This is a genomic window from Mesorhizobium sp. M7D.F.Ca.US.004.03.1.1 (genome assembly GCF_003998635.1).
Taxonomy (GTDB): Bacteria; Pseudomonadota; Alphaproteobacteria; order Rhizobiales; family Rhizobiaceae; genus Mesorhizobium; species Mesorhizobium loti.
Genome location: NZ_RZQG01000067.1, coordinates 1 through 13,669, shown reverse-complemented (window position 1 = coordinate 13,669; position 13,669 = coordinate 1). Strand labels below are relative to the sequence as shown.

Annotated in this window: 14 protein-coding genes; 2 read left to right on the top strand and 12 right to left on the bottom strand. The window is 61.7% G+C overall.

The window, feature by feature from the left end; all coding sequences use genetic code 11:
* The coding region (locus tag EN935_RS06810) for an FAD-dependent oxidoreductase (RefSeq protein ID WP_164771031.1) at positions 1–338 on the bottom strand (338 nt) is incomplete at its 3' end.
* Positions 339–480: 142 nt separating this feature from the next.
* Between EN935_RS06810 and EN935_RS06805 the strand changes: the two genes are divergently transcribed.
* Positions 481–1,359, top strand: a complete 879-nt coding sequence (locus tag EN935_RS06805; protein ID WP_245468837.1) for a LysR substrate-binding domain-containing protein — start codon at positions 481–483, stop codon at positions 1,357–1,359.
* Between the two features lie 17 nt (positions 1,360–1,376).
* Here EN935_RS06805 and EN935_RS06800 read toward each other — a convergent pair whose 3' ends face one another.
* The 8 genes from EN935_RS06800 to EN935_RS06760 all read right to left on the bottom strand — a co-directional run bounded on the left by EN935_RS06800 (position 1,377) and on the right by EN935_RS06760 (position 9,672).
* A complete protein-coding gene (locus tag EN935_RS06800) occupies positions 1,377–2,510 on the bottom strand; it encodes an aldo/keto reductase (protein WP_127263945.1) in 1,134 nt (377 codons plus the stop codon).
* 42 nt (positions 2,511–2,552) lie between these two features.
* A complete protein-coding gene (locus EN935_RS06795; RefSeq protein ID WP_109669855.1) occupies positions 2,553–3,287 on the bottom strand; it encodes an aspartate/glutamate racemase family protein in 735 nt (244 codons plus the stop codon).
* A gap of 82 nt (positions 3,288–3,369) precedes the next feature.
* Positions 3,370–4,212 (bottom strand): transporter substrate-binding domain-containing protein, encoded by an 843-nt coding sequence (locus EN935_RS06790; RefSeq protein WP_127263943.1) that lies wholly within the window; start codon positions 4,210–4,212, stop codon positions 3,370–3,372.
* Between the two features lie 28 nt (positions 4,213–4,240).
* Positions 4,241–4,870 carry an amino acid ABC transporter permease gene (locus EN935_RS06785; protein ID WP_281040316.1) on the bottom strand — a complete coding sequence of 210 codons (630 nt, stop codon included), beginning with the start codon at positions 4,868–4,870 and terminating at the stop codon, positions 4,241–4,243.
* Positions 4,871–4,902: 32 nt separating this feature from the next.
* The gene (locus tag EN935_RS06780; protein WP_109669857.1) at positions 4,903–5,547 is read right to left on the bottom strand and encodes an amino acid ABC transporter permease; all 645 of its coding nucleotides are present in this window, start codon (positions 5,545–5,547) and stop codon (positions 4,903–4,905) included.
* Entirely contained in the window at positions 5,544–6,326 is a 783-nt protein-coding gene (locus EN935_RS06775) for an amino acid ABC transporter ATP-binding protein (protein ID WP_281040315.1), read from the bottom strand. Before EN935_RS06775 ends, EN935_RS06780 begins: the two co-directional genes overlap by 4 nt.
* A 1,145-nt stretch (positions 6,327–7,471) precedes the next feature.
* Entirely contained in the window at positions 7,472–8,155 is a 684-nt protein-coding gene (locus EN935_RS06765; protein WP_127263937.1) for a creatininase family protein, read from the bottom strand.
* Positions 8,152–9,672 (bottom strand): FGGY family carbohydrate kinase, encoded by a 1,521-nt coding sequence (locus EN935_RS06760; protein WP_127263935.1) that lies wholly within the window; start codon positions 9,670–9,672, stop codon positions 8,152–8,154. The genes EN935_RS06765 and EN935_RS06760 overlap by 4 nt, the downstream gene beginning before the upstream one ends.
* An 80-nt stretch (positions 9,673–9,752) precedes the next feature.
* On the opposite strand from EN935_RS06760, the gene EN935_RS06755 reads away from it, so the two are divergent.
* The gene (locus EN935_RS06755) at positions 9,753–10,493 is read left to right on the top strand and encodes a GntR family transcriptional regulator (protein ID WP_127263933.1); all 741 of its coding nucleotides are present in this window, start codon (positions 9,753–9,755) and stop codon (positions 10,491–10,493) included.
* An 8-nt stretch (positions 10,494–10,501) separates the two neighbouring features.
* Here EN935_RS06755 and EN935_RS06750 read toward each other — a convergent pair whose 3' ends face one another.
* From EN935_RS06750 to EN935_RS06740, 3 genes are read right to left on the bottom strand one after another with little or no spacing between them, the layout of a single operon-like run.
* Positions 10,502–11,464: an ABC transporter permease gene (locus tag EN935_RS06750; RefSeq protein WP_127263931.1), complete on the bottom strand. Its 963-nt coding sequence runs from the start codon at positions 11,462–11,464 to the stop codon at positions 10,502–10,504.
* Positions 11,461–12,429, bottom strand: coding sequence for an ABC transporter permease (locus tag EN935_RS06745; protein ID WP_127263929.1), 969 nt, complete (start codon positions 12,427–12,429; stop codon positions 11,461–11,463). The genes EN935_RS06750 and EN935_RS06745 overlap by 4 nt, the downstream gene beginning before the upstream one ends.
* Positions 12,426–13,568 (bottom strand): ATP-binding cassette domain-containing protein, encoded by a 1,143-nt coding sequence (locus tag EN935_RS06740; RefSeq protein ID WP_245488885.1) that lies wholly within the window; start codon positions 13,566–13,568, stop codon positions 12,426–12,428. The genes EN935_RS06745 and EN935_RS06740 overlap by 4 nt, the downstream gene beginning before the upstream one ends.
* Between the last annotated feature and the right edge of the window lie 101 nt (positions 13,569–13,669).

Sequence of the window (13,669 nt, the reverse complement as noted above, 5' to 3'; positions counted from 1 at the left end):
CCTTGAACCTCGGCGACGCTCATGTAGCTCTTGTACTCGTCGAACCGGTCACGCGTGTTGGCAATGCGCAGCTGACCGCATTTGTGCCAGCCGACATGCTGGCCAGTCTCCGCTTCGAGGTCCTCGTAGATCTCGATTGTCTTCTTGATCATCCGGCCGATGTTGATGCTGCGCGCGTAGGACGGGATAAGACCGGCGGCGTGCCAGGTGGAGCCGGCCGTCAGTTGCGTGCGCTCCAGCAGCGCGACGTCCGTCCAGCCGCGTTTTGTCAGACCGTAGAGAATGGCCGCGCCTACGCAGCCGCCGCCGACAACTACGGCTCGAGCATGACTTTGCATGAGAAGAGTATCCTCTTTGTGAAATTCCTGTCACCTTACAAAGCCCGACGGTGCTTGTGATCTTGCTAAAAAATGCCCCGAGGCATAACCTGGATTTATGCATCGACTTCGGTCCCTCGTGCCTTCGGCCAACTATCTTTTCGTGTTCGAAGCCGCCGCCCGACGGCAGAGTTTTACGGCGGCCGCCGAAGAGTTGAACATAAGTCAGCCTGCTGTAAGCAAGACGATTCGGCTCTTGGAGGATGCAACTGGACTGAAGCTTTTCCGGCGCGAGCATGCACGCCTGGAACTCACTGCCGAAGGCCGGCGGCTCTATAAGGAAACGCAGGAGGCGTTCGACCACCTGCACATGGTGATCTCAGCGCTCAGGCAGAAGCATTCGAAGGATATCGTCCGCGTTTCTTTCTCCGCTTCTTTCGTGCAGCTATGGCTGCTGCCACGATTGAATGATTTCAAGGCGCAATATCCGGATGTCGCCCTTCGCATCGAGGAAAGCGGTCGCGACGATCAGGACCTCATGGAGGAGGATATTGATCTGTCGGCGCGGCTTGGCACTGGCAAATGGCCAGGGGTCCATGCCTGGCATTTTGCAACTGAAGAGGTAGGGCCGGTATGTAGCCCGGCTTATCTCAAGGAGCATGGACCGATCCATCTGCCGGTCGAACTCGTCAATCACGCGCTGCTGCATTGCGAGGAGCGCCACCGTTCACGTATGGGCTGGCGGGAATGGTTGGAGCGCAACGATGTCCCCGTCACCAGGCTAACGCAGGGCTTCGTCTTCACTGACGCCCTGAGCACAATTGAGGCAGCTGTGCTTGGACAGGGGGTCGCACTTGGGTGGAAGCATCTGGTGCACGACCATATCCGGGCGGGGCGGCTTGTTTGCCCAATTCGCTTGAACTATCGGTCCGGCCAAAGCATCCATATCGTCATGCCGGCACAGCGTCCCCCGAAGCGGGGCGCGGAGCTGTTCCGTGATTGGCTTCTTGAGCAGGATGCCGACGCCTTGATTGCCACCTAGCTTATTTGCCGAACCGGTCAACTCTTCGGCCGACCGATCACATAGTCGGAAACCTTCGGCAGAAAGGTCTCGCTGTAGTAACCGCGGGGCTTGTCGCCGACTGACGCGCCGGCGTTGAGGATGCCTGCCTGATAGTCATCGGCGAAAAGCGAATAGGGATAGACAGGCTCGACGGCACTGGCCGCGTCGAGTTGCTTGCGCAACGGTTCGGGGATCTCAAAGTCGAGCGATGATAGGTTGTCGTCAAGCTGCCCGATACGGCTTGCTCCGATAATGGCGGCACCTATACCCGGACGGGCGACCACCCAGTTCAGTGCCACCTGTGCCATGCTACGGCCTATTTCAGTCGAGACCTGTTTGAGGACTTCCACGATCCGAACGTTGCGTTCGGTGAAGAAGCCAAGACCGTTGCCGGAGGCATCGAGGGCAAGACGCCCGGGAGTCTGCCGGCCAGTATGATACTTGCCGGAAAGCAGACCCATGGCGAGCGGGCTCCAGGCGGTGATGCCAAGGCCCAGCGCCTGCGCTAGCGGCACGAACTCGTTCTCGATGCTACGCTCCGCAAGTGAATAGGGAAGTTGTAAGCTGATCAGCGGCGTCAGAGCATGTGCTTCCGCCCAGGTCTGGGCGCGCGCCGCATACCAGCCCGGCACGTCGGAGAGCCCGGCGTAGCGGATCTTACCGGCCCGTACCAGATCGTCGAAGGACCGCATGACTTCCTCGACCGGAGTCATACGATCCCAAGTGTGCAGGAGAAACAGGTCGATATAGTCGGTCTTCAATCGGCGCAGCGAGGCATCGACGGCGCGCATCAGGTTCTTGCGGCCGTTGCCACCTGCGTTCGGGTTGCCTGGTTCAAGGCAGTTCGAGAACTTGGTGGTGATGACCACGCGATCGCGCGCAGCTGCTTCGCTCACGAATTTGCCGACCAGCGTTTCGCTCATGCCTGCTGCGTAGGAATCGGCTGTGTCGATGAAATTGCCGCCGCAATCGAGGTATCGATCGAAGATCGCACGTGCGGCGGTCTCATCGGACCCCCAGGAGCCGCCGAGACCGCGTATGCCACCATTGCCGAAGGTCATCGTTCCAAGCGCGATACGGCTCACCCGCAAGCCCGAACGGCCGAGGAGATAGTAGTGATCAGCAGACATGGATGGCATTCCTGTTTGGCGTCCGGCCGATCTTGCTTGTTCTTACATGTGGCCGGAGTAGGCCTTGCGGGTGACACTCTGCTGCACGTGGTTGATCATGGTGATGAAATCGAAGACCGGGCGCCCGGTTGCCGCCTGAACCGCGTGAGCGTAGGGCGGCAGATCGCTGCATTCGAGCAGGATCGAGCGAACATCGGGGTTGTCCTTCACGAGCTTGCGGGCAACTTCGGTGACCTCGCGTTCGATCGCGGCGGAATCGAGCGTGCCTTTCTCATCAAGGATCGCCTCACGGAATTCGGTCTGCGCTTCCATGCCGGCAACCGCTATCGGGATGTTGCCCGGAACGTTGCATGACTCGAAATGATGGGGCGTCAGACAAGCTCCATTGGCGGCGATAATGCCGACGGTGCCGCCAGAGAACGCGTGCATGAAGGGAACCTGCATGATGCTTGAGAGAAAAACCGGAATGTCGACGGCAGCGGCTACTTCCCTCTGGAAGTATGCCATGAACCCACACGCGCCGGTGATCGCTTTGACACCACGGCTCTGCAATTCCAGGGCAGCCTCCACGAAAACCTCGCACAGCGCGGGGTCGCGCTGGTTTATGAGCCGCTCGCTTGTGGCGCCTCGCACTTCCTGGTAGCGGACCGGAAATTGATAGGTCGTCGCGTTGCCAACATTGCCTGGTACGCATGGATAGGCAGCATCAAGAATTAGAATGCCGATCGATTCACCATACCACGACTGGGTCTTGCGAGTGACTGAGTGGACAGCCATCGTTTTGTCTCCGCAATTCTTCTTGTTTCGAGTTTTCCGCCCCGCCAAAAGCGGGGCGGAAGATTTGACCCAGATTTATTTCTCAGTGGATGAGACGCGGCGCACCCGTGTCGGCAGCCGTACCGTCCAGGCCATAGGACTTGATAATCGTCACGATCGTTCCGTCGGCATGCATGGCTTCGATGTCAGCGTCGAGCGCGGCACCGAAATCCTTGGCGGCGGAAGCATAGGGGAAAGCCGCCTGAGCTGCCTCTTTCGTCGCCTTCACGCGTTCGTCCGGAACTGTGACCTTGACCTGGATATCCTTCAGAGCGCCGCTCTTTTGCGCGACGACACCGGTCGAGTAGCCATCGAAGGCAACGTCGATGCGGCCTGACAGGAGGTCCTGCTGCAAGTTCACCGAGTTCGGATAGAGCTTGAGCTTGGAGCCGAGCATCGCCTTCAGGTCGCTGACCCAGAGGTAGCCCTGCACGGTACCGACACGCTTTTCGCCCAGATCGGCAAGCTTCGTCAGGCCCTCTTTCGAATAGATGCCCATCTGATCGGTATAGAGAGGACCAGAGAGGTTCATGACTTTTGCGCGCTCAGCGGTGCGATACCAATCACCGACAGTTATGTCGGCCTGTCCTGAAAGGACGTATTGAATGGCGGCCGCCGGATCGACAGCAATCGCCTTGACGGTCAGGCATTCCCGCTTGGCGAACTCGTTGGCGATATCGCCATCAATACCCTTCAAGTTGCCATTCGCTTCGAGGTAGGAGTGGGGAACCAGGGTGGTGACGGCAACGGTCAATGAGCCTGTCGAAACCGTCGCGAACTTGTGCTTTGGCGTGCAGTCCTGAGCGAAGGCTGCCTGGCCGAAGGCAAGGGTACCTGTGATGCCGGTGAGAAAAAGGCGGACTGCGTTCTTCAGTGAGTAGGCCATGCTGGTAGGATCCTTTCCTTGTGAAGATCTAGCGAAGAGCATACGAACCCGCCCGCCTTTCGAGATAGCTGACGATCAGGGCGGCGGGGATGGAGATGAAGGCGTAGAGGGCGCCGGCTGTGAGCAGCACCGGAAAGTAGCGGAATGTGTTCGATCCAATTTCGTAGGCGCGGCTGACGAGCTCCGGCAGAGCAATCGTGAAGCAGAGCGACGTCCCCTGAAAGATCAAGATGGAGAAACCAAGGAGTGCGGGAAGCGCGACGCGCAAGCCTTGCGGCAACAAGACGTACCGCAGCGTGTCGAGCCGATTGAGCCCTATCGACAGAGCGGCCTCGCGCTGGCCGTCCGGGATGGACTGCAGGCTGGCGCGGATGATCTCGCTGGTATAGGCGCCGGTGTTCCAGGTGAGCGCTATGACAGCAGCCGCAAAGGATTCCAGCGCCAGGCCGGCGGATGGCAATCCAAAGTAGATGAACTGCAGCAACACAAGCGCCGGTGCGCCGCGGCCGACCTCCACGAGGAACAGCGAAGCAGCTTTCACGGACTTCCTCTTCGCCAGTACGCCAAGGGCGAGCAAGAGCCCAAAGGGAATGCCGAACAACAGGCTGAAGGTCGTGACTTGCAGGCTTATCGACAGGCCGGCAAGCAGGTCCGGCATCCAAGCCGCAAGTTCATCGGAGGACGGGAACATCAGCGGGCCACCTTCGCCTGCAGATAGCTGTCAGCAATACGGGAAAGCCATGCGACCGGCAGACTGATCAGCACATAGATCAGACCGACCACGGCGAAGACTTCCAGACCGCGGAAAGTCAGCTGCGACTGCTGATTGCCGTAAAAGGTGAGTTCGGTGACGCCGATGGTGGAGGCGACCGCGGTTTCTTTCATCAGGCCAATAAGGTAGCTCGCCGCGGAGGGGAGTGCGACGCGAAACGTCTGTGGCGCGACGATATCGACGAGAGTAGACCAGCGTCCGAGATTGAGGGCGGAAGAGGCTTCCCATTGGCCAGGATGGATTGAGGCAAGCGCTCCACGATAGATTTCCGCCATGTTGGCGGCAGAGATCAGGCCGAGGCTGGCGACTGCCGCGCCGAATGGGCTGATCGGAAGATAGCCCGTTCCAAGGCCGAAGAAGACGATAAACAGCCACAGGATTGGCGGGATGCCACGCACGATCTGGATGATTGTCATTGAAAGCCCCCGCAGTGGTACCGAGCGGCTCTGGCGGGCGGCGAGAAGCGGCATTCCGAGAAGCGCGCCGATCAGGAAGGCCCCAAGGGTCAGGCCGAGCGTCCAGGGCAAACCGCGCAGGATCGGCAACAGGTCGGCGGCACTCATCGGTCGTGAACCGCACGAAGGAACCGTTTCGTGCGCTCGTGCTGCGGATTGCGCATGACCTCAGTGGAGGGACCTTTTTCGACGATCCTGCCATCGGCCATGATCATGACCGTGTCGGACACGTTTTCAGCAAAGCTCATCTCGTGAGTGACAACGATCATCGTCATGCCGGTCTCGGCAAGCTCGCGCATGACTGCCAGCACTTCGAGACCAAGTTCCGGGTCGAGCGCCGACGTCGGTTCGTCGAAGAGCATAACTTGAGGGTCGAGTGCCAGCGATCTGGCGATCGCGACACGCTGCTGCTGGCCGCCGGAGCAGCGGGCGGGATATTGCCCGGCTTTGTCCCCAAGTCCAACGCGTTTCAGCAGCTGCATCGAGCGCTCTTCAGCTTCCTTGCGGCTACGCCCGAGCACTCGCTCCTGCGCGAGGCTGATGTTTCTGAGCACCGTCATATGGGGAAAGAGATTGAATGACTGGAACACCATACCAACGGAGCGGCGCAACCTCGCAAGCTCGGTCGAAGAAGCTGGTATCGCGGCGCTGAGGGTGATGTCGCCGATGGTGACAAGGCCACCATCCGGCGGTTCAAGATAGTTGATGCAACGGAGCAGCGTGCTCTTGCCGGAGCCGCTCGGCCCTATAATGGCAACGACCTCTCCAGACATAACCTCGAGATCAATGCCCTCGAGGACTGTATGGCCGCCATAGCGCTTGCTAAGGTTGTCAAGCTGGATCAAGGGGCGCTTCGGCGCGCCGGCGATGGCAGGCCCCTCGACCAGGCGCACGACATTTGCACCTGCTCCAGACTTCTCGTATCCTCGATCCGTCATATTTGGTCCTTCGCCCTGGACACAGTAGCCAGCTCCGCCCATCGGATTCCTACGTCCGGAAGCCACCTGCTACCTAGAAGACATATACCTTGGCTCACGGCGGGTTGTTCGACGCAGTCAAGTCAGGTCGGCAATAGCGCCCAACGCTGGCCCGCTCGCCCCGACCCAGCGGTCTTGACCCAGGCAGTTCCCTTATTATTAGGGTCACCTTAGATGACGGCGATCGCCAGGATCAGTGCAAATAAAGTGGAGATGTCCATACCCTGGAGTTATGGATGGCTTCATTGTCAATTCTTCGGCAAGCACGGAGCGGCTGGCTTCTCGTGTAACTGCGAGAAGGCTGCGTTCGCTCTCAACACAGGACAAGCCTTCTTCAGGCATCGATTCGATGCCGCTTCGGTTGCTCCCTCACAGGCTGCCGCAACATCTTCTGGTTTGGCGGCGACGCGGAACCCGTTGCCCCCGCCGCCGGTCGAAGGTCTGCAACAAAGAGGCCCAGCCCAGCCATGCACCGTTTGTCTATTCCAACTGCTCTGTTGATCTCTTTGGTGAAGGCCTACGGGATTTGCGTCTGGGTCTCCTCATCCGATCCGATAAACCTGTTCCAAGCCCAGGCGTCACCGTTGGGAAATGCGCGGCTCCGTCGCCCCCTCTGACCGGCCTCGTTGAGTACACGATTTCACCGTCGATGGTCGCGTTCTCCAGATGGTCGATGATGATTTTCCCTTGCACCAAGCAGACCGTGGATCACAAGGACCGTCAGGCTTGGCACCGGTAAGTCGCGGCTGGCTTGTTTGTTTCCCTGGTCGATCAAAGCCCGCGCCATGAAGGGACCAGTGACGCGGGCCGGCTGAGGCTTTGACCTACCCAGCCTGCGACGGATGCCAGTGACAACATCCGAGCACGAACTGAACTAATCTGAAAGTGCTAATGTTCCAAAAACCCGGCGGTTCATCGCTTCACTGGAAGGTCGGCTTCCATCCCTCGCGGTTGCGCTCGCGCTGCAGGCCCATGCAAAACCGGCGTCCTGAAGCCACTTTCGACTCCTGCGGCGCCTCGCTCCAGGTCGGCTCGTTTCAGCACCGCAGGGACTCCTACCCGGCGATGATGGCCTTCAACTTGTCGACCAGCACCGGCATGATGCGGTTGAGGATGTCCTCGCCCATCTCCTTCGTCGCCAGTGTCGCCTTGCCGTTCATGCCACCGCTGTGTGGGGCCAGCGACTTGCGCGAATAGGCCTCGTGCCATGGCTTCTTCAGCACAAAATCCTCGGCGCGCTCCATGTGAACGAGGCCGCCTATGGCGATTGCCAGCGAAGTCTCTTTCTCGTCTGCATGGCTCATCGGCACGCCGCCGGTCAGGAAATAGCACCAGTGCGCCGGCTGCATGTCGGGGTATTTCTCCCAGGCGCGCTGGAAGCCGAGCGTGGCACCGATGCCGTTGCCGCCATGGCCAGACAAGACGATGATCTTCTTGAAACCATGGTGGCAAAGCAGCATGCAGATGTCGCCTATCACCATGCCGAGCGTCTCGGCCTTGACGCCGAGCGTGCTGACGTACTCCCAGTTCGTGTCGGCGAAACCGTAAGGAATGGCCGGCAGCAGGATGGCGCCGGTCTCCTGGCACAGCCGGCGCGAGAAATACTCGGCCGAATAGGTGTCGAAACCGCTTTCCAGATGGGCGCCGTGGGCCTCGATGAGCCCCACTGGCAGGATCACCGGAAGGTTGCGGTCGAGGGCGCCGATTTCGGGGTCGGTGAGCTTGCTCCATTCGATCATGACGGTTCTCTCTTGGCCTGGCGCAGCTTCTGCAAGGTGCGATAAACGGGCAGAAGCTGTTCGGTTAGGGTTTGGTAGCTCTCGCTGGACGGCGCGTAGGCTGCGTGGCCAGCGGCGTCAGAGTCGAAACGCTCGACAGCGAGATAATCAGGCGAAAACCATTTTGTGTCCGCAAGCCCGGTCGCTCCGACGGCGATGCTGGCGGCAAGGGCGGCGCCACGCGCCGCGTTGACCTCGGACTGTGCGGTCCACAGGCTGAGCCCTGTCACATCGGCCTTGATGCGGTTCCACAGCCCGTTGCGCGCGCCTCCGCCGACATTGACCACCGTCGACAGCGCGACATCGGGTGCCAGCCGGCGCGCCGCACTGAGCCAGCCATTCAGTTCAAAAGCACTTGCTTCCAGCAAAGCGCGATAGAAATCGCCAGGCCCGGTCTTGTCGTCGAAGCCGATGAAGGCGCCCTTGATCGAGGCCTCGAAGGGACTGACCCTGCCATTGAAATGCGGCACGGCCAATATGCCGTTGCTGCCGCGCGGCGTTTGCGCGGCCAGCACTTCAAGCTCCTCATAGGACTTGCCGAACGTCTCGCGCAGCCAGCGGTGGGCAAGGCCAGTGCTGGTGGTGAAGCCAAGCAGATAGAACCGCCCCGGTGCTGCCGAGGGCATGCATGACAACAGCCCGTCCGGATCGGTGACGAAACGGTCGACGGTGACCGCGAAATGCGCCGACGAGCCGCTGGTGTCGATACAGATGCCGGGTTCGACGCCGCCGGCCGCCAGCCAGCCGCCCGTGCCGTCGCCCATGCCGGCAGCCACCGGCGTGCCGGCCGTGAGGCCGCAAAGCGCGGCGATTTCAGCCGAGATGCGACCGGCGATCTCGAACGGATCGGCGATGCGGGGAAGCAGACGCGCCGGCAGGCCGCAGCGCTCGGCAAGGTCAACATCCCATTTGTTGGCCGCGACGTCGAAGCAGCCGAACAGATTGGCTTGCGTGCGGTCGCACACAGCTTCATGCGCCGCTGCGCCGGTCAGCCTGCCAACCAGATAGCCGGCAGGCGCCACGACGCGCACCAGCCGCTTTTCCAGATCGGGGTCGAGTCGGAGCCATCGCCTGACACGCGGCGTGACGAACGGAATGATGCCGTTCTTGGCCAGAATCTCCGGGCCATGGGCGGCCAGCAGTTCCTCTCTGTCAGCATCGGCCCTGGTGTCGAGCCACATTTCGTGCGGGGTGACAGCTTCGAAATTCTCGGCGACACCGATGACGCCGCCCATCTGCGCTGCAATGCCAACGCCAATGATGTCGGTCTGCGGAAAGCGGTCTGTCAGCGCTTTGATGGCAGTCAAGGCCGATTGCAACAGCAGGTCGGGCGACTGCTCGCCCCATCCTGGCTGTGGCCGCTGGAAATCGACGGCGACCGCGTGCGAACCGAGCGGGCGCCCGTCAAGCGCAACCAGAGCTGCCTTGGTCGACTGGGTGCCCAGGTCAAGCCCCAACACCGCCGGCGAAACACTCACGAAACCCTCCCTGCCGCTGGCAAAAAGTTCAGCGGTGTCATAATGTCATGACCACAAGGTAGATTCGAGAGGCTTTTGGATTGGCCAGCGAGCCCAACTACAAACGAATTGCCCGGCTTCTGGAAGCAAAGATCCAATCCGGTGACTTCCCGCCGGGGCACCAGTTGCCGCCCGAACGCGAGCTTTGCGAGATTTATGGCGTCAGCCGTATCACCGCTAGACAGGCGCTGGCGGAGCTTTCCTCGCGCAAGCTCGTGGTCCGCAACCAGGGGCAAGGCACGTTCGTCGCCAAGGCGGCGATCGAATCCTCGCTGCTCGGCTTCTTCAGCATTTCCGAGGCGCTGAAGGCCGACGGCCGGCTCGTGTCGACACGCGTCATCAGCAGGAAGCTGACGACGCCCGACCGCGCCGAGGCGGCCGCGCTCGGCTGTGACCTGGCCGACGAGGTGCTGCGGCTCGAACGGCTGCGCTTTGTCGACGGTGACCCCTATGCCCTGGAGACCTCTACCTTGATCAGCAGCCGCTATCCTGGTCTCGACCGCTACGATTTCGGCGCGCGCTCGCTCTACGACGTGCTGGCGAGAGAATACGGTACCCAGCTTGTACGCGCCCGCGAAACGTTGGCGCCGGTGCTGATCACCCGCGAACAGGCCGCATTGCTCGACGTCGGCGTAGAGCAGCCCGCGATGCGTCTGACCCGAACTACCTTCGACAACCGCAATGTCGCGGTCGAGGCGTCGGGTGCGCTTATCAGGGGCGATCGCTGCCAATTGTGGCTTGAACTGTGGGCCGACCAGCGCGCCAGTCTCCACACCAATTGAGTGCCTGATCATAGGCGTGCCGCCACGGACTGTTCACGCCCGTATGTCGCCACCACAAGCAGGATAACCACGCCAAGCAGAGCCTGCTGGATCGCGGCGCTGAAATTGTTGGCGACCAGGACCGTGGTGATCTCGGTCAGGATGATGGCGCCGAGGATGGTGCGGCCATAGCCGCCCCGCGCACCGATCAATGAGGTGCCGCCAATGACGACGCTGGCAATGGTGTTGAACAGATAGGGCGTCGAAATGCGCGGATCGCCTTGCGTGCTGAAGCCGGCGAGCAGGATGCCGGTGACGGCGGCGAGTACGGCGCTCAGTGCGAAAGTCAACACCCAGACCCGGATCGTTGGGACCTGCGCCAACCGCGCCGCCGGCAGGCTGGCGCCACTGGCATAGATGCGTTTGCCGAACGGGGTGCGACGCAGGATGACGATCATACCCAGCGACAGCACGGCCCAGAAAACGAGAACAGGCGGGATTGGCAGGCCAAAGGTGGTGCCCGACGGTGCGACGAACTGGTTGAGCCATTTCGGGGCGTATCCGGTCGGCTGCCCGCCCGTCCACGCCAGTATGGCGCCCATGATCACAGCGCTGACGCCCAGCGTGACGATGAGCGGATTGAGCTTCAGCGCACGTGACGCAAATCCGTTCAAGGCCCCGAGGACGGCGCTGACCAGCAGGATGGCCAAAGCTGTGACTGGGAACGGCCAGCCATTGCCGGTAAACTCGGCTGTCGCGACATTGGCGAAGGCGATGAAACCGGGAATGGCAAGGTCGATGCCGCCGAGCAACGCGACCGCTGTCTGACCGGCGGCGGCAATGCCTATGAAGGAGGCCAGCACCAGCATGGCCAGGATGCTGCGCCAGCCGCCGAAGCCGCTGATGGTCAGCATGCCGATGGCATAGAGTGCGACCAGTGCCACCACCTGCGGCCACAGTGTCTGCTTGAAGCTATGCCAGAAGCTGATCATCGCGCGCCTCCCCGACTGTTCGAAAATCGCGTCAGTCCCGCGTTGAGGATCAAAGCTGCGATCAGTGTCAGGCCGAACACGACCTGCTGCCAGAACACCGAGACGCCGTAGTTGGTGAGCAGGTTCTGGATCAGGAATAGCGACAACGCACCGAAGGCGCTGCCCCACATGCTGCCGCGACCGCCCGCCAAGCTGATGCCGCCCAGGGCCGCCGCCGTGATGACCTGCAAGGTGAAGGGAGCGCCGACATTGGCATCTGCAGACTGGATCAGCGAGGTCAGCGCAATGCCGGCGCAGGCCGAAAACAATCCGCACAGCGCATAGGCGATGATGCGCACGCGCGTTACGTCGATACCGGCCGAATAGGCGACGCGATCGTCACCGCCGACGGCAAGCAGCGTCTTCAGGAAGGGCGTGCGGCCGAGCAGGAACCAGACCAGAACGGGGCCCACGACGAACAGCAGCGGACCGGGAACACCGCTGATCGAACGCGACAGCGCGGCAAACCACGGCGGCACCGGCCCGAGCGGACTGGGCAGCAGCCAGAGATTGACGCCGGCGAGCACAAGATAGGTGCCGAGCGTCGCCACGATCGGTTGCAGCCGCACCACCGCGACCAGCCAGCCATTGGCGGCGCCAACCGCGAGGCCAACCGCCAGCAGCAGCGGCACGGCACTCCACCAATCGCCAAGACCGGCGGGGATCAGGGCGGTGACGACCAGCACGTTGATGAAGCCCATCAGCGGTCCGACCGAAAGGTCCATGCCGCCGCCGCCCGATAAGATGGCAGGGGTGACGGCCATGGCACCGATCAGCAGCGGCATGGCGACACTAACCGAGCCGGCGAGAAAGCGTGGCGATAGGATGATCGGATCTTGCGCAATGCTGGCGATCAGCAGGACGGTAAACAGCAGCCCGGCAAAGACAGTCGGATCGCGCCAGATTTTCGAGGCCCTGCCGCTCATGGTTCACGTCCGAACAGGCCGGCGATCAAAGTCTCGCGTGTGAGACCGTCGCGGTCGAGAACGCTGTATAGGGTGGCATTGTGGAAGATCGCCACGCGGTGGCACAGCGCCAGCAGCTCCTCGATTTCGGTCGAATGAATGACCACCGAAATCCCGGCCGCTGCCTGCTCCAGAAGCAACGCGTAGATATCCTGCTTGGTCGCCAGATCGACGCCGCGTGTCGGATCGTTGAGCACCAACACGCGCGGCTTCTGCGCCAGCGTGCGCGCCAGTATCACCTTCTGCTGGTTGCCGCCGCTGAGGCTGGTGATGGCATGGCCAAGCGCGCCGAACTTGACGCCCAGCCGCGCAAACAACGGTGCGCGTTCCGCCGCCACCCTGGCCTCGTCGACGAGCCCGAAACGCGTGTAGCGGTCGAGTGTCGAAATCGAGAAATTATCGGCGATCGATAGCGGCGCGAAGATGCCTTCCAGTTTGCGGTCGCGCGGCACGTAGGCGACGCCGTGACCGACGAAATCGGCCTGACCGCGAATCACGTCCCCGGTCTCGCCGCGAACGGCGCCGGCCAACGGCGTGCGCACACCACCGACGATCTGTGCGAACAGATCGGCGCCGTGGCCCTCGAGGCCTGCGAGGCCGAGGATTTCACCGGACCGGACCAGCAGATCGACGGGGTTGGCATGGATCGCGAGCCCGATGCCGGATGCGGTCAGCCGAACAGTGCCGGTCGCTGTACCGGTTTCGCGAGGCCGCAGCACCGCCTCCAGCCGGCCCGACATCAGTTCCAGCAAACGCGCAGGGTTCGCCTCGGCGATGGGCAATGTCGCCACCGTCTCGCCCGAACGCAGCACCGTCACCTCGTCAGAGAGGGCTGATATCTCGTCCATCTTGTGGGTGATGAACAGCACCGACAGTCCGGTGTCGACACGGCGGCGAATGGCGGCGAACAGTCGGTCGCGCGTCGAGATGTCGAGGGCAGCGGTTGCCTCGTCGAGGATCAGAAGCTTCGGCTGCAGCAGCAGCGAGCGCGCGATGACCGCTGCCTGACGCGTGCCGAGGTCGAGATCGGCGACTTTTGCGTCGAGATCGAGCAGAACGTCGCCAAGCAGTTCCGACAGGATCGCGGCGGCCAAGCGCATCACGCCCCGGCATGTTCCAACCGCAGAGTTGCTTGACTTGCTCGACCGGCAAGGTGCTGATTTCGGGCAAGATAGATCCGCATCGTCAGCCGCATGAACGC

Coding starts and splice junctions, on each gene's coding strand:
- EN935_RS06745 (WP_127263929.1), bottom strand. CDS start 12,429: ATGAGCGGCAGGGCCTCGAAAATCTGGCGCGATCCGACTGTCTTTGCC.
- EN935_RS06780 (WP_109669857.1), bottom strand. CDS start 5,547: ATGAGTGCCGCCGACCTGTTGCCGATCCTGCGCGGTTTGCCCTGGACG.
- EN935_RS06800 (WP_127263945.1), bottom strand. CDS start 2,510: ATGTCTGCTGATCACTACTATCTCCTCGGCCGTTCGGGCTTGCGGGTG.
- EN935_RS06785 (WP_281040316.1), bottom strand. CDS start 4,870: ATGCCGGACCTGCTTGCCGGCCTGTCGATAAGCCTGCAAGTCACGACC.
- EN935_RS06750 (WP_127263931.1), bottom strand. CDS start 11,464: ATGATCAGCTTCTGGCATAGCTTCAAGCAGACACTGTGGCCGCAGGTG.
- EN935_RS06765 (WP_127263937.1), bottom strand. CDS start 8,155: ATGATCGAATGGAGCAAGCTCACCGACCCCGAAATCGGCGCCCTCGAC.
- EN935_RS06740 (WP_245488885.1), bottom strand. CDS start 13,568: ATGCGCTTGGCCGCCGCGATCCTGTCGGAACTGCTTGGCGACGTTCTG.
- EN935_RS06795 (WP_109669855.1), bottom strand. CDS start 3,287: ATGGCTGTCCACTCAGTCACTCGCAAGACCCAGTCGTGGTATGGTGAA.
- EN935_RS06790 (WP_127263943.1), bottom strand. CDS start 4,212: ATGGCCTACTCACTGAAGAACGCAGTCCGCCTTTTTCTCACCGGCATC.